Raw genomic sequence first — 21,892 nt, 5'->3', positions numbered from 1 at the left:
GGAGTTTAGGAAGTAACGCTCCGAATTACTCACCAATGTTTCAGGCCCCCACCGGATGGAATCCAGCATGAGCAGCGTTGAAGACCTGGACAAGATCGACCGCCGCATCCTGGGCCTGTTGCAGCAGGACGGCCGCATCAGCAACCTCAAGCTGGCCGAGGAGGTGCAGATGTCCGCGACGGCCGTGCTGGAGCGCGTGCGCCGCCTCACCCGCGACGGCTTCATCCTCGGCTACGAGGCGCGCTTGAACCCGGCCAAGCTGGGCGCGCAGATGCTGGTGTTCATCGAGATCCTGCTCGACCGCACGGTGCACGACGTCATGGACAACTTCCGCGCCGCGGTCCAGGCCCGGCCCGAGATCCTGGAGTGCCACCTGGTGGCCGGCGGCTTCGACTACCTGCTCAAGACCCGGGTGTCCGACATGGCCGCGTACCGCGAGTTCATCGGCGCGGTGATCTGGACGCTGCCCGGCGTCCGCGAGACGCGCACCTACGCGGTCATGGAAGAGGTGAAGAACACGACCGCGCTGCCGCTGTGAACGGGACCGCGCTGTCCCGGCGCCGGCGCGATCTGCGGCTGTGATTTCCACACACCGCCGACCAATGCAAGCGAATTCAAGGGGGATATCTCCTCCCCCGTCAGCCCCTCCATCTGCGGGCTGACGTGCGGCGTCCGACAGGATCACCATGGAGTGCCTCTCCCCGTGATACCGAGGTTTCCGAGATGAAGTACCGGTCCTCCCTGACCCCGTCCCAGCTGCCGCGCACCGCGTCCAGGTCGTTCGCAGGCGGCGGGCCTGACAGCGAACTGCCGAGCCATTACGGCGACAGCCACTTCAGCCATGGCCACAGCCGCTTCTCCGACAGCGGCAGCACCTTCGGCGATTCCGATTTCGGCGCCGCACCGCCGCCGCGACGTTCCCTCCCGGGGCCGGTGGAAAGCTGGCACGACTCCAGCTTCATCCTGCGTCGCGGGCTCGAAGTGCGCGAGGTCAGCGCCAAGGAGTGGCGGGTGTGGGCGGAAGCGCCTTCCTCCCCCTCGTCCGTGGCGTCCAACTCCTCCGGGCTGATGCCGCCGCGTCGGCGGACGAACGGCGATGGCAATACCTGATCGGCGTTCTGATCGGCCTCAGGCCAGCTGCAGACGCTTGGGCGCGCGGCGCAGCGGCTCGGGCGGCGGCGTGACGACGAAGTCCTCCGGCGGCATCGGGCGACCGTAGTACCAGCCCTGCGCCCAGTCGCAGCCCTCGCGGCGCAACCATTCCGCCTGCTCGATCGTCTCGACGCCTTCGGCCAGCACGTCCAGGTTCAGGCTGCGCGCCAGCACGATCACCGTGCGCGCGATCGCGGCGACGTTGGCGTCGCTGCTCAGCTCGTTGACGAAGCTGCGGTCGATCTTCAGCGTGCTCACCGGCATCCGCTTCAGGTAGGCCAGCGACGAGTAGCCGGTGCCGAAGTCGTCGATGGCGATGCGCACGCCGCGGTTGGAGATGCGCGTCAGCAGGCTGATGGCCTGCTCGGCGTCTTCGAGCAGCAGGCTCTCGGTGACCTCGAGTTCCAGCGCGCTCGGCGGGCAGCCGGTCTCGCCCAGGATGAAATCCAGCGTCTCGATGAAGTCCGGTTGTCGCAGCTGGCGGGCCGAGACGTTGACCGCGACCTGCTGCGGCTTGCCTTCCTGGCCCTGCCAGCGCGCCACCTGCGCGCAGGCCTGCTCCAGCACCCAGCGGCCGATGGGAATGATCAGGCCGGTCTCTTCGGCCAGCGGGATGAAGTCCGCCGGCGAGATCGGACCGCGCGTCGGATGGCGCCAGCGCAGCAGCGCCTCCGCGCCGATCAGCGTGCCGTCGCTCAGACGCACCTGGGGTTGGTATTCGAGTCGGAATTGCGCGGCCTCGTTGGCCTGTCGCAGCGCATGGGTCAGCTCGAAGCGCTGCTGCACCGCCTGCGTCAGCTCCGGCCGGTAGGCCTGCACGGAGCCCCGCGCGTGCAGCTTGGCGCGCACCATGGCGACCTCGGCGTTGCGCAGCAATTCGTCGACGTGCGTGCCGTCGGCCGGGAACAGCGCCAGGCCGATGCTGGCGCCGACGTTGAAGCGGTGGTGGTCGATGAGGATCGGCTCGTCCATCGCCTGGATCAGCCGGTCGCCGAGCCGCATCGCGGTTTCCTCATCCACCAGCCCCGACAGCACGACCACGAACTCGTCGGCGCCGACGCGCGCGACCGAGTCGCTCAGCCGCGTCACGTTGGCGAAGCGCGCCGCCGCCGTCAGCAGCACCTGATCGCCTGCGGCATGGCCGGCGATGTCATTGACGTCCCGGAAGCCGTCCAGGTCGATGTACAGCACGGCCACGCAGGTGTGCTCGCGCTGCGCATTGCCGACCTGGCGCGCGATGCGGTCGCGCAGCAGCGCCGCGTTGGGCAGGCCGGTCAGGCTGTCGTGCAGCGACTGGTGCAGCAGCTCCGCCTCGGTCTGCTTGATGCGGGAGATGTCGGTCAGCACGCTGAGGTACTGCACCTGCTCCGGATCGCCCGACGGCGCCGGCACTTTCACAAAGGTCGCCCACATCGGGATCGAGTCGCCGTTCTTGTGGCGCTCGGTCACCTCGCCGCTCCACTTGCCGCGGGTCTCGATGTCGGCCCACAGGGCGCGCAGCTTTTCCGGGTCCTGTTCGGCGTCGCGCAGCAGCAGCGGGCGCTTGCCCAGCAGGGTCTGCCGGTCATGGCCGACCATCGCGACCAGCGCCGGATTGACGTCGACGATGCGCAGCTCGTGGTCGATGACCATGATGCCTTCGCCGCAGTGCTCGTACACGGTGGCGGCGCGGCGGGCGGCGTCGGTGGCCTGCTGCAGCTGGGTCACGTCGCGCGCGATGGCCACCTGGCCCAGATACTGGTCGTCGTCGAACACGCGGGCGCTGGACACGTCCAGGCAACGCGCGCCGCCGCCGGCGTCGCTGCCGTCATCGCGCCAGGTCAGGAGGCGACCGTCGGACTGCGTGTCGACCCAGCCCGGCGGGTTGGGCAGGTCGGCGTCGCGGCGACCGATCAGTTCCTGTTCGGTGAGGCCGACAGCGCGCTCGAAGGCCGGATTGCAGCCCTCATAGGCGCCGTTGGCGTCCTTGAAATACATCGGATCGGGGATCGCGTTCAGCAGCGCGCTGAGGCGGGCGCGTTCGTGGCGAACGCGCTTGAGTTCCTCGCGACGGCGGTGCAGGCGGCCGCGCTGCTGCAGGAAGAGGCTGACCATCACGCCCAGCGTCAGCCCGCCGATCACGCAGCCGGCGCCCAGCCAGAACACGGTGGAGCCCGAATCGATCCAGGCCGGCAGTTGCGCGACCATCGCCCGCGCCGCGGACGGCACCGCGGCGGGGACGGACGCGGACGCACCCGCCCACGCCGGCGTGCTCAGGCACGCAGGCAGCAGCGCGGACACGACAAGGCGCCCCCAACGACGGTTCAGGCGAAGACGCATGGCTCACCCAAGGATCTTTTTATGAATGGAGGGGCAACAACTGGCCCCATGTCGGCGCCGCCCGCGGGTGGCGGGGGTTCCCTCATGCACGACCGGCGGAGTATCGACGCCCGCCGGAAAATGTTGCTAGGGGTTACAGCGAGGCCGCCACTCTCGTTCCCTGCAGGATTGCACGCTTTGCATCCAATTCTTTGGCCTCGGCCGAACCGCCGATCAACTGCACCGACCGGCCCGCCGCGCGCAAGGGCGCCTCGAGTTCGCGCAGCGGTTCCTGGCCCGCGCACAACACGATGGTGTCGCAGTCGATGCGCTCGGGATCGGTGCGATCTTCGCCCTGGCTGATCCACAGGCCGTGCTCGTCGATGCGCTCGTATTGGACGCCGCCGACCATCCGTACACCGTGCGTCTTCAGCGCGGCGCGATGGATCCATCCCGTGGTCTTGCCCAGGCCCGCGCCGAGCTTGCCGGCGCGCCGTTGCAGCAGCGTGACTTCGCGCTCGGCGGGCTCGGGCTGCGGACGGGCGAGACCGCCGCGCGTCTGTTCGGGGTCGCCGACGCCCCAGTGCTTGCGCCATGCCGGTGCGTCCAGCGCCAGCGAGTGGCCCTGCTCCAGCAGGAACTCCGCCACGTCGAAGCCGATGCCGCCCGCGCCCACGACCGCGACGCGACGTCCGACCGGCTTCTCGCCGCGCAGAACCTCGAGGTAGGTCAAGACCTGACCCCGCGCGATGCCGTCGTCCTGTCCGGGGATGCGCGGATCGCGCGGGGTCACGCCGGTGGCGAGCAGCACCTCGTCGTAATCCATCAGGTCGGCGGCCGCCACGCGACGTCCCAGTTGCGGCGTGACGCCGAGCAGTTCCAGCCGCCGCTTGAAGTAGCGCAGCGTTTCATGGAACTCTTCCTTGCCCGGGATCCGCTTGGCGAGGTTGAACTGGCCGCCGATCTCCTGGGCGGCGTCGATCAGCGTGACGTGGTGACCGCGTTCGGCGAGCGTCGTCGCGGCCGCCAGGCCGGCCGGTCCCGCGCCGACGACCGCGACGCGCTTGCGTGCCTGGTCCGCGGCGACGGGCACGATGCGCAGCAGCGTCTCGTGGCCGGCACGCGGGTTGACGAGGCAGGAGGCGACCTCCTGCTTGAAGACGTGGTCCAGGCAGGCCTGGTTGCAGGCGATGCAGGTGTTGATCTCGTCGGCGCGTCCTTCCGCGGCCTTGCGCACGAAGGCCGGATCGGCCAGCAGCGGGCGCGCCATCGACACCATGTCCGCCGAGCCGTCGGCCAGCACCGCTTCCGCGACCTCGGGCGTGTTGATGCGGTTGCTGGTGATCAGCGGCGTGCGGATGCCTTCGGCGTGCAGCTGGTCGCGCAGCTTCTTCGTGACCCACGCGAAGCCGGCACGGGGCACGCTGGTGGCGATCGTCGGGATGCGGGCCTCGTGCCAGCCGATGCCGGTGTTGATGATGGTGGCGCCGGCCTTCGCGACGGCGCGCGCGAGCTGCAGCACCTCATCCCAGTTCCCGCCGTCGGGCACCAGGTCCAGCATCGACAGGCGGTAGATGATGATGAAGTCCGGTCCGACGGCCTCGCGCATGCGGGTGAGGATCTCGACCGGCAGGCGCATGCGGCGCTCGAAATCGCCGCCCCAGGCGTCGGTGCGCTGGTTCGTCGCTTTGATCAGGAACTGGTTGATGAAGTAGCCCTCGGAGCCCATCACCTCGACGCCGTCGTAGCCGGCCTCGCGCGCCAGCACGGCGCAGCGGACGAAGGCGCGGATCTGGCGTTCGATGCCGCGCTCGCTCAAGGCATGCGGGGTGAACGGCGAGATGGGCGACTTCAACGCCGACGGCGCCACGTTGAACGGGTGGTAGCCGTAGCGACCCGTGTGCAGGATCTGCAGCGCGATCTTGCCGCCTTCGGCGTGCACGGCGCGCGTGATGGTCTGGTGCCGCCGCGCGGCGCCGCCGGTCATCAGCGTGCCTGCGAAGGGTTTGGTCCAGCCGGCGATGTTGGGCGCGTAGCCGCCGGTGACGATCAGGCCGACCTGGCCGCGGGCGCGCTCGGCGAAGTATTCGGCCAGGCGGTCGATGTGCTTGCGCGAGTCCTCGAGCCCGGTATGCATGCTGCCCATCAGCACACGGTTCTTGAGGGTCGTGAAGCCCAGGTCCAAGGGCGACAGCAGCTGCGGGTAGGCGTTCATCGCGCGGATGCTAGCGCCGGACCTCGCGCGCGTTTAGAGAGGTGGTACCAGGGGGAGTTCCCGGGTGGCACCGGGGCGGTCCGCGGGGCCGGACGGTGAGACGCGCCGGCGACGCCGGCAACTCTGTGTCGACGCTGATATCGAAGTTCACAAAGCTGGCAAGCGGCCACAAGCCCCAGCAACACGACCCGCGTTCAATCGCCGCATTCTCAATCGGAGTGTCGGACGATGCGATTCAAGACCTGGGCCTGGGGCCTGAGCGTGGCCACCGCCGCCCTGCTGGCCGCCTGCGGCGGCGGCGGCGACAGCAGCTCGGCGCAGATGCGCCTCCTCAACGCCAGCATCGGCTATGCCGCGCTGGACATGGCCGTGGACAGCACGACGGTGAACACCGGCGTGACCTATGCCGGCGTGGGCACCTATGCCGACGTGAAGACCGACGCCACCGGCACCGAGGTGCAGAGCAACAACGTCGGCAGCACGCTGGCCTCGTCGACGCCGACGCTGGCCTCCGGCAGCCACTACACGATGATCGCCTACGGGTCCGCGGGCTCGGTGCGCACGACGCTGCTGCAGGAAGACCAGGACGCGGCTGCCTCCGGCAAGTCCAAGCTGCTGGTGCTGAACCTCGCGCCGGACGCCGGCGCGATGGACGTCTACGTCACCGGCGCCGACGAGTCGCTGGACACCGCCTCCACCGTGGCCAGCGGCATCGCCACCGGCTCGGGCAGCGGCTACATCACGCTCAACAGCGGCACCTTCCGCGTGCGGATCACCGCCGCGAACTCCAAGTCCGACCTCCGCCTGGACATCCCCAGCCTGACGCTGTCCTCGACCGGCGTCTCGACGCTGGTCCTGACCGGCAGCACCGGTGGCGTCCTCGTCAACGGCATCCAGCTCCAGCAGCAGGGCGCGACGGCCAACTTCCCCAACACCACCGCCCGGGCCCGCCTGGTCGCCGCCGTGGGCAGCAGCGCGCTGGTGTCGGGCTCGATCGGCCAGACGTCGCTGATGCCGACCTCGGTGGCGCCCACGATCGGCGACTACACGACGGTCACGGCCGGCACGGCCGACCTGTCGGTCTACGTCAACGGCGCGCTGATGTCGTTCACCAAGCCGCCGCTCACGGCCGGCAGCGACTACACGCTGATGGTGTGGGGCACGGCGGCGGATCCCAAGCTCGCCGTCCTGACCGACGACAACCGCCTGCCGACGAACCCGACGACGACCGCCAAGATCCGGCTGGTCAACGGCGTGGCGAGCGCCACCACCGGTCTGACGCTGAACGTCGACTACAGCGCGCTGGCCTCGAACGTGGTGGCCGGCACGTCGTCGACGCCGCAGGCGACCTCGGCGTCGACCTCGGCGTTGCTCACGGTGACCTCGCCGTCCTCGACGACGCCGGTCTACAGCCTGAGCGAACTCGGCATCCAGGCGGGCTACGTCTACACCGTGTTCGTGATGGGCGACAGCAATGCGATGGTCGGTTCGCTGCGCCGCGAGCGCTCGTCGAACTGATCTTCGGACGCCCCGCCGGGGCGTCATCGACCGGGAACAGTCTCCGGTCCCGGGCCACTGAACGCGCAACCCAGCGCGGCGGTCACAACGACCGCGGCCCGGCGCAACCTCCTCCCTGTTGGCCACGTCCTCTCACGAGGCGTGGCCTTTTTTTGTGCGCCCATCGAAAGCATCGCGGCCACTGTCAATCATTCGAGTCAGCGGACTCTCTGTTCCAGTCGGAACAATCGAAAAAACCACCAATTGGAGTTGGTGCGCGGGCAAGGCCTGACCCCTAGCCTTCGGAGGCTTCTTTCACACCATGCCCGCCGTCCGGGCCGCTGCCTCCGACCATGAACACTCCGAACCGATGCCTCACCCGATGGCTGTCTGCTTCTGCCGTCGTCGCCGCCACGCTGCTGACCACCGCCTGCGGCGGTGGTGACGACAAGCAGGCGCAGATCCGTTTGCTCAACGCGAGTCCCGATCTGGCCAGCGCCGACCTGGCGATCGACAAGGACAAGCTGGCGGGTCCGGTGGCCGCGCTCACCTTGGGCGCCTATGCCGGTCGCGGCGAAGGCCCCGTGTCGCTGCAGGTGCGCAACAGCACCGGAAGCGCCACAGTTGCCACGTCGCCGGCAACGCTGAAGGCGGACGCGCACTACACCGTGATCGCTTACGGGACCGCCGGGGCCATGCGCACCAGCCTGCTGGAGGAGAAGCAGGACGAGCCCGCCTCAGGGAAGAGCAAGCTGATGGTCCTGAATCTCGCGCCGGATGCCGGACCCGTCGACGTCTTCCTGACCGAGCCCAACGCCGCGACGGGCGCGGCAACGCCGTTCGCCGCCAACGTGGCGGCCGCCGGCAGCAGCGGGTTCCTGACGCGCGACAGCGGCACCTACCGCCTGCGCGTCGCCGGTGCCGGGAAGCGGGACGATGTGCGCCTCGACCTTCCCGCCGTGACCCTGGAATCAGGCAAGGTCGCGACGCTGGTGTTGCGCGGCGGCGTGGGCGGCGCACTGGTCCACGCGCTGCTGCTGCCCCAACGCGGGCAGCTGCAGCGTCTCGACAACGTATCGGCACGCGCGCGGGTGGTCGCGGCGATGCCGGGCGGTCGAGTCGATGGCAGCCTCGGCGGCCAGTCCCTGTCTGCGGGTCAGACCTCGCCGTCGATCGGCGCGTACCGGCTGGTGCCGGCCGGCGAGCAGTCGCTGTCGGCCACGGTCGACGGCCGGCCCGTCTCGTCCACGCTGCCGACGCTGGTGGCGGGCGGCGACTACACCGTCCTGCTGCGCGGAACGGCCGCCGCGCCCATGGTGACCACGGTGAACGACGACAACCGCCTGCCGACGGTTCCCGGCCAGGCCCGCCTGCGGCTGACCAATGGTCTGGGGATCTCCGTCACGATGAATGTCGACTACAGCCCGGTGGCGTCGGGCGTCGGTCCGGGCAGCTCGACCCTTGCCACCGTGGGCGCCGCCAGCGCCGCGCTGTTGACGATCTCGTCGACCGGGTCGACGACGCCCCTGCACACGGATCGCGGCGTCACGATCGCCGCCGACAGCGTGTACACGATGTTCATGGTGGGCGACGACACCGCCCCCTCGGCCATCCTGCGGCGCGAGCGTTGAGCGCCGCAGGGGCGTCCGGACCGTCGAGGCCGGCGCCCTCGTGGCGATCCTGCTGACGGCGCGTGTCAAGGACATGCGGCAACATCGCCGCATGTCCCCGCCCGCTTCCCGTGCCACCGTGATCCAGGTCCGCCGCCTGCGCCAGCTCTGGCGCTCGGCCGGCTGGCCGTGCCAGGACATGCTGGAGGTGGAGCTGCTGGCCATGGGCTGGCTCGAACGGCGGGTCGATCCGCACGGCCGCGAGACCTTGCGGCTGACCGCTTCCGGGATCGAGACGCTGCACCTCGGGCTCCAGAAGAACCGGAGCGTTCGCAACCGCCACGAGGACCTGGTCGCTCGCATGGCGGTCGAACTGCAGCGTGCAGGTCGCGTCGTCTGGCGCGGGCTTTCGCTGCGCGCCGGCCTGCCGCGCGAGGACGAGCCCGAGCGGATGCGGTGGGTGAATGCGATGCCGGATGTCTATTCGGTGCGCAACACCACCGTCGAGGACTACCTTGAACCGGCCGTGCACGAGATCAAGGTCAGCCGCGCCGATCTGCTGTCGGAGCTTCGCCGCCCCGCCAAGTCGCAGGCCTACCTGGCGCTCAGCGGACAGTGCTGGTACGTGCTGCGCGCGGGCATCGCCGAGGTCGAGGAGATTCCACCCGCCTTCGGCGTGCTGTTCGCCCATGACCTGATCGACGGCGCAGGCTTCCGGTTCGAGCTCGGTCGGCCTGCGCCGCGCCGCGCCATGAAGCCGGACTTCGGCACCTGGATGACCCTCGCCAAGGCGGCACCGGAGTCGCCGCCGCTCGACGAAGGTCAGGACCTGCTGGGCGAGGTGTGACGTCGAACCGCTATCCTGCGCGCTCGCATCAGGAGGCCCCATGACCGACGCACAAGACACCTTCGAAGGCGGCTGCGACTGCCGCCAGGTCCGCTACCGGATGACCAGCCGCCCGCTGATCGTCCACTGCTGCCACTGCCGCTGGTGCCAGCGCGCGAGCGGCGCGGCCTTCGCGCTCAACGCGATGATCGAGGCCGACCGGGTCGAGCTGCTGGCCGGGGAGCCCGTGCCCTTCATGAATCCGAGCGAAAGCGGCAAGGGCCAGAAGATCTGGCGTTGCCCGAGCTGCGCGATCGCCGTCTGGAGCAACTACGCCGGCGGCGGCGACGCGGTGCGCTTCGTTCGCGTCGGCACGCTCGACGAGCCGGACCGCCTGCCGCCGGACATCCACGTCTTCACCGCATCCAAGCAGCCCTGGGTCCAGTTGCCGCCCGAGGCGGTCGCGATGCCGGAGTACTACGACGTCCGCCAGCACTGGTCGCCGGACAGCCTGGCGCGCGGCGCCGTCCTGCGCGCCAAGAAAGGTTAGAAGCGTCCCGCATATCGGCTTAGTCGGCGCGGCGCCACAATCCGGCTTTCCTCGACATCGGCCGGCTCACGAGGCCGCGATCACCGCCATGACTTTCCACACCTCGATGGCCCGTCGTCTTCGCTCGGCCGCCCGCCTGACCGCCTTCGCCGCGGCCCTGTCCACGATCGGAGCGCTGCCGGCACTGATGCCTGCGGCCATGGCCGCCAGCGCCTCGGCCTCGGTGTCCTGGCAGGAGGCCTCCGGCGATGCCGACATCGAGCGCGCCTTCACCCAGGCGCGCGGCGAGAAGAAGCCGGTGCTGCTGTACTGGGGCGCCAAGTGGTGCCCGCCGTGCAACCAGTTGAAGGCGACCCTGTTCAACCGCGCCGACTTCATCGAGCAGTCGCGCGCCTTCGTCGCGGTGCACATCGACGGCGACAACCCCGGCGCCCAGCGCCTGGGCGCGCGCTTCAAGGTGCGCGGCTATCCGACGATGATCCTGTTCAGCAACGACGGGCAGGAGCTGACGCGGCTGCCGGGCGAGGTCGATGCGCCCCAGGTGCTGCGCGTGCTGCAGCTGGGCCTCGCGGGCGGACGTCCGGTGAAGACCGTGCTGGCCGACGCTCAGGCCGGCAAGAAGCTCTCCGCCAACGAGTGGAAGCTGCTCGGCTTCTACTCCTGGGAAACGGATGAGCAGCAGCTCGTCCCGGCCGCTCAGCGTCCGGCGCTGCTGGCGAAGCTCGCCGCCGCGAGCCAGGGCATCGACGACGAAACCACCACCCGCCTCTGGCTGAAGGCGCTGGCCGCCACCGAAGGCGGCGGCTCGCTGAAGGCTGACGCGGCCTTGCGCGGTCGCGTCGAGCAGGTGCTGGCCGATCCGGCCGCCGCCCGGGCGCAGATGGATGTGCTGAGCAACAACGGCGACGACATCGTGCGCGCCCTCGCCCCGGCTGCCGGCACCGACCGCCAGGCACTGGTCGCGAAGTTCGACGTCGCGCTGAAGCGCTTTGAGGCCGACGCCTCGCTCTCGCGCGCCGATCGGCTGCAATCGCTGCTGGCGCGTGTCGAGCTGGCGCGCCTGGACCAGAAGAAGGACGACATCGCGCCCAAGCTGCCCGCGCCGCTGCTGACCGAGGTCAAGGCGCATGCGGCCAAGGTCGACAAGGAAGTCACCGACGGCTATGAGCGCCAGGCGGTGATCACCTCGGCGGCTTATCTGCTCGGCCGCGCCGGCCTGTGGAGCGACAGCGACGCGCTGCTGAAGTCCAGCATCGCCAAGAGCCACAGCCCTTACTACCTGATGAGCTCGCTGGGCAGCAACGCCCGCAAGCAGGGCAAGAAGGAAGAGGCGCTGCGCTGGTACGAGGAGGCCTTCAACAAGAGCGAAGGTCCGGCCACCCGTCTGCAATGGGGATCGAACTACCTGAGCGCGCTGGTGGAGCTGGCACCGCAGGATTCGGCGCGTATCGAGAAGGCCGCGGCACAGCTGCTGGCCGAGGCCGAGAAAGACAAGGGCGCGTTCTACGAACGCAGCGCGCGCTCGCTGCAGAAGGTCGGCAGCCAGCTGGTGGCGTGGAACGCGGGTGGGCAGCACGACGCCGCCCTCGGTCGTCTGCGCACCCAGCTGGACGGCGTCTGCGCCAAGCAGGAAGCCGGCGACAAGGGCGCCTGCGAGTCGCTGCTCAAGAAGAAGGGCTGAGGTCGGGAGACCTCGCCAGGAGGCCTCGGCACTGCCGCGGCCGCTGGCCCTCACCCCTGCCCTCTCCCGCAAGCGGGAGAGGGAGTAAGACCGGCACCCGCGCTACGTCGTCAGGCCTGCTTCAGCAGGCCTTCGGCCTTCATCGCTTCCTGGACTGCCGGCCGCGCCGCGATGCGGCCGCGGTAGGCAACCAGGTCCGGATAGGCGGACAGGTCGACGCCGACGTGCTGGCCCCAGTTCGACACGGTGAACAGGTAGGCGTCGGCCACCGAGAACTGGTCGCCCATCAGGAACTGCTTGCCGGCGAGCTGGCCGTCGACCCACTTGAAGCGCTCGTGCAGCTTGGTCCGGAAGACGCCCTTGGCGTCGTCGGAGATCGCCGGGTTGAACAGCGGGCTGAAGGTCTTGTGCAGCTCGGTGGTGATGAAGTTCAGCCACTCCTGCAGACGGTAGCGTTCCATCGTGCCGTTGGCCGGCGCGAGCTGCTTGCCCGGCGCCTGGTCGGCGATGTACTGGATGATCGCCGGACCTTCGCTCAGGCGCTGACCGTCGTCGAGTTCCAGCAGCGGCACATAGCCTTTCGGATTGATGCCGTAGTAATCGGTACCGTCCTGCAGCTTGTGGGTCTTGGTGCTGGCCAGGACCGGTTCGAAGGCCAGGCCGGCCTCGCGCAGGACGATGTGGGGCGACAGCGAGCAGGCGCCGGGACTGTAGTAGAGCTTCATGGGGGGGTCTCCTTCAGGGACATCGATCCTACTCGTACAGTCGGCCGGTCGACATCCCGCCCGAGGCCCTTCCCCATGAGCACCGCTTCCCCCGCCAAGACCTATGCGTTCGAGGACTTCACCGTCGGCCAGGTACGCGAATTCGGCTCGCGCCTGGTCGACCGCGAAGAGGGCCTCGCCTTCGCGGCCGCGTACGACCCGCAGCCGTTGCACCTTGACGAAGCCGCCGCGGACGCATCGGTCCTGGGCGGACTGTCGATCAGCGGCTGGCAGACCTGCGCACTGGTCATGCGCATGATGTGCGACGCCTACCTGCTGGACTCCACCAGCCAGGGGTCGCCCGGTATCGACAACCTGCGCTGGCTCAAGCCGGTGCGCCCCGGCGACACGCTGCGCGTACGCATGACCGTTCAGGAAACGAAGGCCAGCCGCAGCCGCCCGACGATCGGCCTGGTGCGTTCGAGCTGGGAAGTCTTCAACCAGAAGGACGAGCAGGTCATGAGCATGGAGGGATGGGGGATGTTCGGCCGCAGGGAAAGCAGTTCCGGAAGCTGACCGAAGGCACCCTGCCGCGCGCCTCCCGCTCGCCATAATCGCCGGGCACCATGGAGGAGCGAGTTGATGACGATGCGTCCCGGGGCAAGCCCTGTCCCCCGAGCCCGGCCGTTCCGCGCCCGGCCCCTGATCGCGACGGCCGCCGCATGCGCCGCGTTCGCCGTGCCGGCGATCTTCGCCGGCAGTGAGGCCTGGGCCGCTGCGGGCGCCCCCGACCAGGCGCTGAAGCCGTGTCGCGTCGACGGTGTCCCCACCGAGGTCCTGTGCGGCAGCGTCCAGCGCCCCCTTGATCCAGCCCGCCCCGACGGCGTCCGCATCGACGTGCGCTACGTCGTCGTGCCCGCGCTGGCGCGCAACAAGCTGCCCGATCCGGTGCTGCTGCTCGCCGGCGGTCCCGGGCAGAGCGCCATCGCGCTGACGGCCAGTGTGATGCCGCGGCTGTCCCGCCTGAACTACCGCCGCGACCTGGTGTTCATCGACCAGCGCGGCACGGGACGCTCCGCGCCGCTGGCCTGCCCGGACAACGACGCCCGCAGCCTCGACGAGCTGCTCAAGCCCGGTGCCAAGGTCCGGCTGCTGGAGCAGTGTCGCGATACGCTGAAGCAGCTGCCCTACGGCGATCTGCGCTTCTTCACGACGACCATCGCCATGCAGGACATGGACGCCGTGCGCGAGGCGCTGGGAGCCGCGCGCTGGAACCTGGTCGGCGCGTCCTACGGCACGCGCGCGGCGCTCGAATACCAGCGGCAGTTCCCCGATCGCGTGCGGCGCAGCGTCATCGACGGCGTCGCCCCGCCCGACATGGTGCTGCCGGTCACGTTCTCGCAGGATTCCCAGCGCGCGCTGGACGCCGTGTTCACCGCCTGTGCGGCCGATGCGGCCTGCTCCGCGCGTTTCCCCGGCCTTCAGTCCGAATGGCAGGCCTTGCTCAAGAGCCTGCCGCGCAAGGCCTCGTTCACGCATCCGCTGACCGGTCGACCGGAAGAGGCCACATTGACCCGCGAAGGCCTGCTCGGCCTGGTCCGGCCGCCGCTGTATGCGCCCAGCGTCGCCGCCGCGCTGCCGGCCGCGCTGCATGAGGCGTCGCTGGGACGCTTCGACGCGTTGGCGGGTCTGGCGGGACAACTGGGCGGCGGCTCGCGCGCGATGCGGATCTTCGAAGGCATGCACTTCTCGGTGGTCTGCGCCGAGGACGCGCCGCGCATCGCCACATCGACCGAAGCCCCCGCGCCCGACTTCGGCACGCTGGACCGCGACCTCTATGCCCGCGTCTGCAGCGCCTGGCCGCGCGGCGACGTGCCCGCGGCGTTCTACACGATCCCGCCTGCGAAAAGCCCCGTCCTGCTCACCAGCGGCGGCAACGATCCGGCCACGCCGGAGCGGCACGGGCAACGCGTCAAGGCGGCGTTGGGAGATCAGGCCCGTCACGTCGTCGTCGGCGCCGCCGGTCACGGCGTCGCGCTGACCCTGCCCTGCATGCGCGACGTGCTGTTCCGTTTCATCGACGCCCCGCGCGACGCCGACGCGCTGCAGGTCGACGCGAGCTGCGCCAAGGGCGTCCCCCGCCCGCCCGCCTTCCTGCCCCCCACGCCGGCCGCCATCGCAGCCGCAGCATCCGCCGCCCGGGAGTCCGACCGATGATCCGCCTGCATGCGCTCCAGAAGACCTTCCAGACGCGCGGAGGCGGCTCGCTGAGCGCGCTGTTCGGCAAGAAGGGGCAGGCCCGAACGGTCGTCGCCGTCGAGCACCTGAGCCTCGATGCGCCCAACGGCCGCATCACCGGGCTGCTCGGCCCCAACGGCGCGGGGAAGACCACGTCGCTGCGGATGCTCGCGGGCCTCTTCCCGCCTGACCAGGGCAGCATCGAAGTGGACGGCGTCGACGTGCTGAAACAGCCGCGCGCGGCGCTGGCGCGCATGGGCATCCTCGGCGACGCGCACGGCCTGTACCCGCGCCTCACGGCGCGCGAGAACATCGTCTACTTCGCGCGGCTGCAGGACATGCCGATGGACCAGGCACAGGCGCGGGCGGAGTCGCTCGCCGAGCTGCTGGACCTGCGCGCCATCCTCGACCGCCGGGCCGAAGGCTTCAGCCAGGGCGAGCGGATGAAGACCGCGCTGGCCCGCGCGCTGGTCCATGACCCGGCCAACATCGTGCTGGACGAGCCGACCAACGGCCTGGACGTGGTCGCCACGCGCGCGCTGCGCGAGGTGCTGCGCCACCTGCGCTCGCCCGAGGGCGGCGGCAAGTGCATCGTCTTCTCCAGCCACATCATGCAGGAGGTGGAACAGCTCTGCGACCAGGTCGTCGTGATGTCCCACGGCCGCTCGGTCGCGACAGGCACGGTCGACGGCCTGCTCGCGCAGACCGGCCGCCAGCGCTTCGAGGACGCCTTCGTCGACCTCGCCTTCCCTGAAGCCGCGTCCGCGCGCCTGGAGTCCGCATGAACGGTCCGTTCTTCAAAGCCTTCCGCACCGTCTTCGCCAAGGAGATCGTCGACGCCCTCCGCGACCGCCGCACGCTGCTGCGCCTGCTGATCCCGTCGATCCTGATGGGGCCGCTGATGCTGACGCTGATGTCGGGCTTCGCGGCCTCGCTGCAGGAGCGCGCGGAGCAGCGCGAGGTGCTCGTGGCGGGCATCGAGCACGCGCCGACATTGCGCAACTACATCGAGCGCCAGACCTACACGATCAAGAACGCGCCCGCCGACTATGAGAAGCAGCTGCGTGACTCGAAGCTCGGCGATCCGGTGCTGGTCGTGCCGGCGGACTTCGAGACGCTGCTCGCCGGCGGCGAGCCGGCGACGGTCGAGATCGTCAGCGACAGCGCGAACCAGCGCGCCGAAGCCGGCGTCGGCGCGCTCGGCCGATTGCTGCAGGGCTTCAGCACCGAGCGCGCGACGCTGACACTGGCGATGCGCGGCATCGGCACGCAGCAGCTGCGCCCCATCGACGTCCAGGAACGCGATCTGGCCAGCATGCAGGCGCGCTCGACGCGGCTCACGCAGATGCTTCCGATGTTCATCATGATGGCCGTGCTCTACGGCGCGCTGACCGCGGCGCTCGACAGCACCGCCGGCGAGCGCGAGCGCGGCTCGCTCGAGCCGCTGCTGGTCAATCCGGCGCCGCATTCGGCCATCGTCGCGGGCAAGTGGGCCGCCGTGCTGATGGCGGGCCTGCTGGTGGCGGTGCTCTCCAACCTCAGTTTCCTGCCCGGCCAATGGCTCATGCGCAGCGACGCGCTGGCGGCGATGTTCCAGTTCGGATGGGGCGAGGCGCTGCGCTTCCTGCTGCTGCAGATCCCGCTCGGCGCGGGCCTGTCCGCGGTGCTGATGGCGCTGGCGATCCGCACCAAGACCTTCAAGGAGGCCCAGGCCAGCACGACGCTCGTCATCACCGCCATTGCGCTGACGCCGATGGTGGCGATCGTGAATCCGGGGGGCGAGGCGTCCTGGCACCTGTGGGTGCCGGGGCTGGGTCAGAACCAGTTGATGATGCAGGTACTCAAGGGCGAGCCGCTGACCTTCGCGAAAGTGATGCCGACGGTGATCGTGGGCGCGGCGCTCACCTTCGGCGGGCTGGCGCTGGTGGCCCGCTCGATGCGCGCGGCGGTGGCGCGCTGAGCGAAGGAGGAGCGGGCGATGACCGTGCGAAGGGGTGCCGTTTCAGTGCCGCGTGGCGAGCGCCAGCTGGACCTGTTCCTGCCACGGCAGCATGTGCACGATGCCGTTGAGCTGGATGGCCGATTCGATCGGCGCGAGCACCTCGCCCTCGCCGTTCAGGAACTGCATGTTGGTCACGAGCGCCATCGGATCGACCATCGAGACGACGCCGTAAGGCATGCGCACCCAGTCCCAGGCCACGCCGGCCGCACCGAATTCGGATTCGCCGCTCCACAGGGTTTGCCCCATGGCCGGGTGATCCTCGTCTCCCGTCACCAACACGCGCGTGCTCAAATGCGCGAACTGTAAGCGGGGCAAACGCTGGACATCACACAATATTCGTGGCCACGCGTACACAATCCAAGCTGGTGTCATTGTCAGAATTGTTTGGTTTGGCTATTGCGGATCGGCGCGGTTGCTGCTTCTCCCCTTGACCAGCAGTGTGGTCACGAAGCGGTCGACTCGCCAGCTGTAAACCCTGTCAGGGGCGTGAATGCGTCACGTGACCTATGCGGCCCATGCGGGCGCGTGGCGGATCACAGACAGGCGAACGGGTCCGCCATGGCGACCGAAGAGGCCCACTAGGCCGGCCATGGGCCGGAGCGATCAATGCTGCAAGGCGGTTATCAATCAGTCCTGGAAGCGCGCTCACGCGAGGAATTCCGCAGTGAGGTGATTCGCTTCGCCCATAAGCTGGACTTCCAGACGGTCTCGGCCATCACCGTCGTCGACCATACGCTGGCCGAGACCGAGTTCATCACCATCGACAACTGTCCCGTCGGCTATGCGGAGGTCATGCATGCGCCGGAATTCGGCCGTCGCGATCCGGTGATGCAGCACTGCAAGCGCAACAGCATGCCGATCGTGTGGGACCGGCAGACCTACGCGCGTCACGGCGCGAGCGACATCTGGGAATCGCAGGCCCAATTCGGCTACAGCACCGGCATCTGCCTGGCGCTGCACCTGCCGGAGGGGCGGCATTTCGTGCTCGGCGTCGATCGCGATCAGCCGCTGCCCAGCGATTCGGGCCAGCTCACGCGCATGGTCGCGGACCTGCAGCTGTTCGCCGTCCACGCGGTGGACACCGCGCTGCGCGTGCTGCTGCCCGAAGAGAAGGTCACAGAATCGCCGCGGCTCACGCCGCGCGAACTCGAGTGCCTGCATTGGACGATGGAAGGCAAGACCGCCTGGGAAGTCGGCGCCATCCTCAGCATCACCGAGCGCACCGCCGTGCTGCACATCAACAACGCGATGCACAAGCTGGCCTGCTCCAACAAGCACCAGGCGGTGCTCAAGGCCTTGCGGCTCGGCCTGATTCGCTGATGCTGCCCTCGACGCCAGCTTGTAAACACTGTAAGAGCTGACAGTTATGCGGGCGTGCGCGCGCTGCTTCAATCCGTTCCGTGCTCAACACTTTCCTGGGCACGTCACCGAATCTGGAGCCTCTCATGCAAGCCCAACCGCAAAACGTCGCTGTCAACACGCAAGTCGAAGAAGGTCTGGTCGAGTTGGACCTGCAATCCCTCGTGCATGTCGGCGGCGGCGCGCCCAAGGGCACGTGGCTGGTGGGCCAATCGGTCCTGGTCGACGTGTCCGCCGCGGAAGTCGAACCCGCGCCGAAGGGCACCTGGTAAGCCTCCCTCACGCTGCGATCCGTCAGGTTCGCAACAAGGCGTAGCAAATCGTGGTGGCGCTGTTCCGCGCCGAGGCGCAAGCCTCGCAGCAGCAGGCCTGGCTGGGATCGGTGCAATTGCATCGGCCGACCACGTTGAAATGGCTGAGCATCCTGGCGCTGGGCGGCGTGGTCGCCGTCGGGGCCTTCCTGTTCAGCACCGAATACACCCGCAAGGCCCGCGTCAACGGCCTGCTGGTGCCCGAGCGGGGCGTGATGCGGCTGAGCGTGCCGCAGAGCGCCACGGTGATGGCACGCCCCGTCCAGGACGGGCAGCAGGTACGCGAAGGCGACGTGCTGTTCGTGTTGTCGCTGGACAGCGCCAATCCGACCGGCGACGGCCTGTCGCGGACCTTGAAGGATCGCGAGCAATCGCTGGGCGCCGCGCAGGCGCAGCAGCGGGAACTCGCGCAGAGCCAGGCGGCCTCGCTGAAGGCGAGGATCGCCACGCTCACATCGACACTGCAGCAGGCCGACGCCGAGCTGCAGCTGCATGCCCAGCGCGAAGCGCTGGCGCAGCAGAGCCTGGGACGGCTCGAGTCGCTGGCGAAAGACCAGTTCGTCTCGAGCGCCCAGGTCCAGACCAAGCGGGAGGAGTTGCTTGGCTTGCAGGCCCAACGGCAGGCACTGGCGCGAGAGCGCGAGAACCTGCAGCGGGAGGCGTTGGGCTTGCAAGCTGAGCTTCAGGCGATCCCGCTGAAGGCACAGGTCCAGCAGGGGGAACTCGCCCGCGACATCGCCGCGCTGCAGGCGCAGGGCGTCGAGAACGAGGCGCGCCGCCGTCTCGTACTGCGCGCACCCAGCGACGGCCAGATGAGCACCGTGCTCGCCGAGCCCGGCCAGGTCGTCCAGGCCGGCACCCAGCTCGCCGCCCTGCTCCCCGCTCGCACGCCGCTGCAGGCGCATCTCTACGCACCCTCCAGCGCCGTCGGTTTCCTGCGCCCCCACCAGGCGGTGCTGCTGCGCTACCAGGCGTTCCCGTATCAGAAATTCGGACAGCAGCAAGGCGAGGTGCTGCAGGTCTCGCGCACGCCGCTTCAGGCCGCGGAACTCGCGCAGCTCGGACTGCCCGCCGCGATGGCGCAGGGCGAGCCGATGTACCGCATCACCGTGCAGCTGCAGCGCCAGTCGGTCGAGGCCTACGGCCAGGACCAGACGCTCAGCCCCGGTATGCTGCTCGAAGCCGACGTGCTGCTGGAGCGGCGCCGTCTGATCGAATGGATCTTCGAACCGCTGCTGAGCCTCGTCCGCCGTGTCTGATGCCCCTTCTTCAGGCGCTCGCGCCTCGAGCGCCACGTCCGGCGGCGTCCTGTCGCGGCTGAACCTCGGCTGGCGTCGCCGCCGTCCCGCCATCCTGCAGACGGAGGCCGCCGAGTGCGGTCTCGCCTGCCTGGCCATGGTGGCCGGCGCGCATGGGCAGCGGTGGACGCTCGGCGAGCTGCGCGACCGCTTCGCGGTCTCCCTCAAGGGCCTGACGATGGCCGACCTGGTGCGCATGGGCGCGCAGCTCGGCCTCACCGCCCGCGCGCTGCGCGCCGAGCCGCACACGCTGCACAAGCTGCAGACGCCCTGCATCCTGCACTGGGACTTCAATCACTTCGTCGTGCTGGAACGCGTCGACGGAGACCGGGCCGTGGTGCTCGATCCGGCGCACGGCGAACGTCGACTCGCCTTGGCCGAAGTCTCCAAGCATTTCACCGGGGTCGCGCTCGAGTTGCGTCCGGGCATGGACTTCGCCCGGAAGGCGCCAGCGCCCGCGCCCAAGTGGCGCCAGCTGCTCGGCCATGTGACGGGGCTGAAGCGCTCGATCGCGCAAGTCCTGGCCCTCGCGCTGGGGCTGGAACTGCTCGGCCTGCTGGCGCCTTTCCTGCTGCAGTGGACTGTCGACGGCGTCATCGTCAGCGCCGACCGCGACCTGCTGGTGACGCTGGGCATCGGCTTCGCGCTGCTGGTGCTGCTGCAGGTGGGCGTCGGACTGCTGCGCTCGTGGGCGGTGATGATCCTGTCGGCGTCGCTGAACCTGCAATGGCTCTCCAACGTCTTCTCGCACCTGCTGCGGCTGCCGCTGGCCTGGTTCGAGAAACGGCATCTCGGCGACATCTGGTCGCGCTTCTCCAGCGTGCAGGAGATCCAGAAGACGCTCACCGGCAGCTTCATCGAAGCCATCCTCGACGGCCTGATGGTGCTGCTGACGCTGGCGATGATGGTGCTCTACAGCGGTCGGCTGACGGCCGTGGCGCTCGCTGCGGTGGCAGGTTATGCGCTGCTGCGCTGGGCCTGCTTCCGACCGCTGCGCGACGCGCAGGAAGAGGCCTTGACCCACGAGGCGCGCCAGAACACCCACTTCCTCGAATCGCTGCGCGGCGCGCAGGCGATCAAGCTCTTCAACGCACAGGCGGACCGCGGGGCGCGCTTCGCCAACCTGATCGTCGAGCAGATGAACGCGTCGTTGACCGGTCGCAAGCTCGAGCTCGGCATGACGCAGGGCAACAAGCTGCTGTTCGGCCTGGAGCGTGTGGTCATCGTCGCGATGGGCGCGATGCTCGTGCTGGACAACGCATTGTCGGTGGGCATGCTGTTCGCGTTCCTGGCCTACAAGGACCAGTTCAGCCAACGCGTCGCGGGGCTGATCGACAAGGTGGTCGCGCTGAAGATGCTGCGGCTGCAGGGCGAGCGCCTGGCCGACATCGTGCTGACCGCGCCCGAAGCGGAGTTCGAGGCTCCCGGCCGCGCCGTGCCGCCCGACGCGGCGCTGGAGCTCGACGGCCTGCGCTTCCGCTATGCCGACGGCGAGCCCGAGGTCATCGCCGGCTGCTCGCTGCGCATCGAGCCGGGCGAGTCGGTCGCGATCGTCGGCCCCTCGGGCTGCGGCAAGACGACGCTGATGAAGCTGATGCTGGGCATCCACGCACCGCAGCACGGCGAGATCCGCATCGGCGGCGTCGCCCTGCCGCAGCTGGGCGCCAACGCCTGGCGCGAGCGCATCGGCACGGTGATGCAGGACGACCAGCTCTTCGCCGGCAGCATCGCCGACAACATCAGCTTCTTCGACCTGGACGTCGATCCGGACTGGGTGCGCGAGTGCGCGCGCCTGGCCTGCGTGCTCGAGGACATCGAGGCCATGCCGATGCGCCTGCAGACGCTCATCGGCGACATGGGGTCCAGCCTGTCCGGCGGTCAGCGCCAGCGCATCCTGCTGGCGCGCGCGCTGTACAAGCGACCGAGCTTCCTGTTCCTGGACGAGGCGACCAGCGCGCTCGACGTGGAGCGCGAGCGGCTCGTCAATGCGAGCCTGCGCCAGCTCCCGCTGACGCGGATCGTCATCGCGCACCGCCCGGAAACGATCGCCGCCGCACAGCGCGTCGTGAGCCTCCAGGGCGGGCGCGTGGTGCAGGACCTGCGATCGGTCCAGCACCGCTGAGGAGACCCTGGCGGGCCCCTCCGAACCCG

General features: G+C 69.4%; 19 protein-coding genes. 15 read left to right on the top strand and 4 right to left on the bottom strand.

Going from position 1 to position 21,892, the window contains the following annotated elements:
- Positions 1-67 precede the first annotated feature (67 nt).
- Positions 68-538: an Lrp/AsnC ligand binding domain-containing protein gene (locus tag ACQZ13_RS00880; RefSeq protein WP_088408014.1), complete on the top strand. Its 471-nt coding sequence runs from the start codon at positions 68-70 to the stop codon at positions 536-538.
- 185 nt (positions 539-723) lie between these two features.
- The gene (locus tag ACQZ13_RS00875; RefSeq protein WP_431049407.1) at positions 724-1,110 is read left to right on the top strand and encodes a hypothetical protein; all 387 of its coding nucleotides are present in this window, start codon (positions 724-726) and stop codon (positions 1,108-1,110) included.
- An 18-nt stretch (positions 1,111-1,128) separates the two neighbouring features.
- Here ACQZ13_RS00875 and ACQZ13_RS00870 read toward each other — a convergent pair whose 3' ends face one another.
- Both ACQZ13_RS00870 and ACQZ13_RS00865 read right to left on the bottom strand, forming a co-directional pair.
- Positions 1,129-3,432, bottom strand: coding sequence for a sensor domain-containing protein (locus ACQZ13_RS00870; protein ID WP_431049406.1), 2,304 nt, complete (start codon positions 3,430-3,432; stop codon positions 1,129-1,131).
- A gap of 172 nt (positions 3,433-3,604) precedes the next feature.
- Positions 3,605-5,665 (bottom strand): FAD-dependent oxidoreductase, encoded by a 2,061-nt coding sequence (locus tag ACQZ13_RS00865; RefSeq protein WP_431049405.1) that lies wholly within the window; start codon positions 5,663-5,665, stop codon positions 3,605-3,607.
- Between the two features lie 228 nt (positions 5,666-5,893).
- Here ACQZ13_RS00865 and ACQZ13_RS00860 point away from each other — a divergent pair, with 228 nt between their 5' ends.
- The 5 genes from ACQZ13_RS00860 to ACQZ13_RS00840 all read left to right on the top strand — a co-directional run bounded on the left by ACQZ13_RS00860 (position 5,894) and on the right by ACQZ13_RS00840 (position 11,829).
- Positions 5,894-7,183 carry a DUF4397 domain-containing protein gene (locus tag ACQZ13_RS00860; protein WP_431049403.1) on the top strand — a complete coding sequence of 430 codons (1,290 nt, stop codon included), beginning with the start codon at positions 5,894-5,896 and terminating at the stop codon, positions 7,181-7,183.
- A gap of 332 nt (positions 7,184-7,515) precedes the next feature.
- Positions 7,516-8,793 carry a DUF4397 domain-containing protein gene (locus ACQZ13_RS00855; protein WP_431049402.1) on the top strand — a complete coding sequence of 426 codons (1,278 nt, stop codon included), beginning with the start codon at positions 7,516-7,518 and terminating at the stop codon, positions 8,791-8,793.
- 91 nt (positions 8,794-8,884) lie between these two features.
- The gene (locus ACQZ13_RS00850; RefSeq protein ID WP_431049401.1) at positions 8,885-9,619 is read left to right on the top strand and encodes a hypothetical protein; all 735 of its coding nucleotides are present in this window, start codon (positions 8,885-8,887) and stop codon (positions 9,617-9,619) included.
- Between the two features lie 40 nt (positions 9,620-9,659).
- A complete protein-coding gene (locus tag ACQZ13_RS00845) occupies positions 9,660-10,148 on the top strand; it encodes a GFA family protein (RefSeq protein ID WP_431049400.1) in 489 nt (162 codons plus the stop codon).
- A gap of 88 nt (positions 10,149-10,236) precedes the next feature.
- The gene (locus ACQZ13_RS00840) at positions 10,237-11,829 is read left to right on the top strand and encodes a thioredoxin family protein (protein WP_431049399.1); all 1,593 of its coding nucleotides are present in this window, start codon (positions 10,237-10,239) and stop codon (positions 11,827-11,829) included.
- Between the two features lie 110 nt (positions 11,830-11,939).
- Here ACQZ13_RS00840 and gstA read toward each other — a convergent pair whose 3' ends face one another.
- On the bottom strand, positions 11,940-12,554 hold the full coding sequence (gene gstA, locus ACQZ13_RS00835) for a glutathione transferase GstA (protein ID WP_088408022.1): 615 nt from the start codon (positions 12,552-12,554) through the stop codon (positions 11,940-11,942).
- Positions 12,555-12,629: 75 nt separating this feature from the next.
- Here gstA and ACQZ13_RS00830 point away from each other — a divergent pair, with 75 nt between their 5' ends.
- The 4 genes from ACQZ13_RS00830 to ACQZ13_RS00815 all read left to right on the top strand — a co-directional run bounded on the left by ACQZ13_RS00830 (position 12,630) and on the right by ACQZ13_RS00815 (position 16,731).
- Entirely contained in the window at positions 12,630-13,109 is a 480-nt protein-coding gene (locus tag ACQZ13_RS00830) for a MaoC family dehydratase (RefSeq protein WP_088408023.1), read from the top strand.
- Between the two features lie 66 nt (positions 13,110-13,175).
- The gene (locus ACQZ13_RS00825) at positions 13,176-14,750 is read left to right on the top strand and encodes an alpha/beta hydrolase (protein WP_431049397.1); all 1,575 of its coding nucleotides are present in this window, start codon (positions 13,176-13,178) and stop codon (positions 14,748-14,750) included.
- Positions 14,747-15,556, top strand: a complete 810-nt coding sequence (locus ACQZ13_RS00820; RefSeq protein WP_431049396.1) for an ATP-binding cassette domain-containing protein — start codon at positions 14,747-14,749, stop codon at positions 15,554-15,556. Before ACQZ13_RS00825 ends, ACQZ13_RS00820 begins: the two co-directional genes overlap by 4 nt.
- Positions 15,553-16,731, top strand: coding sequence for an ABC transporter permease (locus tag ACQZ13_RS00815; RefSeq protein ID WP_431049395.1), 1,179 nt, complete (start codon positions 15,553-15,555; stop codon positions 16,729-16,731). Before ACQZ13_RS00820 ends, ACQZ13_RS00815 begins: the two co-directional genes overlap by 4 nt.
- A gap of 42 nt (positions 16,732-16,773) precedes the next feature.
- Here ACQZ13_RS00815 and ACQZ13_RS00810 read toward each other — a convergent pair whose 3' ends face one another.
- Positions 16,774-17,019: a hypothetical protein gene (locus ACQZ13_RS00810; RefSeq protein ID WP_067280137.1), complete on the bottom strand. Its 246-nt coding sequence runs from the start codon at positions 17,017-17,019 to the stop codon at positions 16,774-16,776.
- 360 nt (positions 17,020-17,379) lie between these two features.
- On the opposite strand from ACQZ13_RS00810, the gene ACQZ13_RS00805 reads away from it, so the two are divergent.
- The 4 genes from ACQZ13_RS00805 (at position 17,380) to ACQZ13_RS00790 (ending at position 21,863) form a co-directional block, all read left to right on the top strand.
- Positions 17,380-18,093 carry a helix-turn-helix transcriptional regulator gene (locus tag ACQZ13_RS00805; protein WP_088408028.1) on the top strand — a complete coding sequence of 238 codons (714 nt, stop codon included), beginning with the start codon at positions 17,380-17,382 and terminating at the stop codon, positions 18,091-18,093.
- A gap of 125 nt (positions 18,094-18,218) precedes the next feature.
- A complete protein-coding gene (locus ACQZ13_RS00800) occupies positions 18,219-18,404 on the top strand; it encodes a hypothetical protein (RefSeq protein ID WP_431049394.1) in 186 nt (61 codons plus the stop codon).
- Between the two features lie 50 nt (positions 18,405-18,454).
- The gene (locus tag ACQZ13_RS00795; RefSeq protein WP_431049393.1) at positions 18,455-19,702 is read left to right on the top strand and encodes an HlyD family secretion protein; all 1,248 of its coding nucleotides are present in this window, start codon (positions 18,455-18,457) and stop codon (positions 19,700-19,702) included.
- The gene (locus ACQZ13_RS00790) at positions 19,695-21,863 is read left to right on the top strand and encodes a peptidase domain-containing ABC transporter (protein WP_431049392.1); all 2,169 of its coding nucleotides are present in this window, start codon (positions 19,695-19,697) and stop codon (positions 21,861-21,863) included. The genes ACQZ13_RS00795 and ACQZ13_RS00790 overlap by 8 nt, the downstream gene beginning before the upstream one ends.
- Positions 21,864-21,892: the final 29 nt, after the last annotated feature.

This window comes from Roseateles sp. L2-2 (assembly GCF_050613215.1).
In the GTDB taxonomy this organism is placed as follows: Bacteria; Pseudomonadota; Gammaproteobacteria; order Burkholderiales; family Burkholderiaceae_C; genus Roseateles; species Roseateles noduli.
This window is presented reverse-complemented; position numbering and strand designations above follow the sequence as displayed.

Bases quoted from the DNA above. Each gene is read 5' to 3' on its own strand.
- ACQZ13_RS00845 (WP_431049400.1), top strand. From the start codon at position 9,660: ATGACCGACGCACAAGACACCTTCGAAGGCGGCTGCGACTGCCGCCAG.
- ACQZ13_RS00830 (WP_088408023.1), top strand. From the start codon at position 12,630: ATGAGCACCGCTTCCCCCGCCAAGACCTATGCGTTCGAGGACTTCACC.
- ACQZ13_RS00855 (WP_431049402.1), top strand. From the start codon at position 7,516: ATGAACACTCCGAACCGATGCCTCACCCGATGGCTGTCTGCTTCTGCC.
- gstA (WP_088408022.1), bottom strand. From the start codon at position 12,554: ATGAAGCTCTACTACAGTCCCGGCGCCTGCTCGCTGTCGCCCCACATC.
- ACQZ13_RS00815 (WP_431049395.1), top strand. From the start codon at position 15,553: ATGAACGGTCCGTTCTTCAAAGCCTTCCGCACCGTCTTCGCCAAGGAG.
- ACQZ13_RS00810 (WP_067280137.1), bottom strand. From the start codon at position 17,019: ATGGGGCAAACCCTGTGGAGCGGCGAATCCGAATTCGGTGCGGCCGGC.
- ACQZ13_RS00840 (WP_431049399.1), top strand. From the start codon at position 10,237: ATGACTTTCCACACCTCGATGGCCCGTCGTCTTCGCTCGGCCGCCCGC.
- ACQZ13_RS00875 (WP_431049407.1), top strand. From the start codon at position 724: ATGAAGTACCGGTCCTCCCTGACCCCGTCCCAGCTGCCGCGCACCGCG.
- ACQZ13_RS00825 (WP_431049397.1), top strand. From the start codon at position 13,176: ATGACGATGCGTCCCGGGGCAAGCCCTGTCCCCCGAGCCCGGCCGTTC.
- ACQZ13_RS00805 (WP_088408028.1), top strand. From the start codon at position 17,380: ATGCTGCAAGGCGGTTATCAATCAGTCCTGGAAGCGCGCTCACGCGAG.
- ACQZ13_RS00850 (WP_431049401.1), top strand. From the start codon at position 8,885: ATGTCCCCGCCCGCTTCCCGTGCCACCGTGATCCAGGTCCGCCGCCTG.
- ACQZ13_RS00865 (WP_431049405.1), bottom strand. From the start codon at position 5,665: ATGAACGCCTACCCGCAGCTGCTGTCGCCCTTGGACCTGGGCTTCACG.
- ACQZ13_RS00800 (WP_431049394.1), top strand. From the start codon at position 18,219: ATGCAAGCCCAACCGCAAAACGTCGCTGTCAACACGCAAGTCGAAGAA.
- ACQZ13_RS00860 (WP_431049403.1), top strand. From the start codon at position 5,894: ATGCGATTCAAGACCTGGGCCTGGGGCCTGAGCGTGGCCACCGCCGCC.
- ACQZ13_RS00820 (WP_431049396.1), top strand. From the start codon at position 14,747: ATGATCCGCCTGCATGCGCTCCAGAAGACCTTCCAGACGCGCGGAGGC.
- ACQZ13_RS00880 (WP_088408014.1), top strand. From the start codon at position 68: ATGAGCAGCGTTGAAGACCTGGACAAGATCGACCGCCGCATCCTGGGC.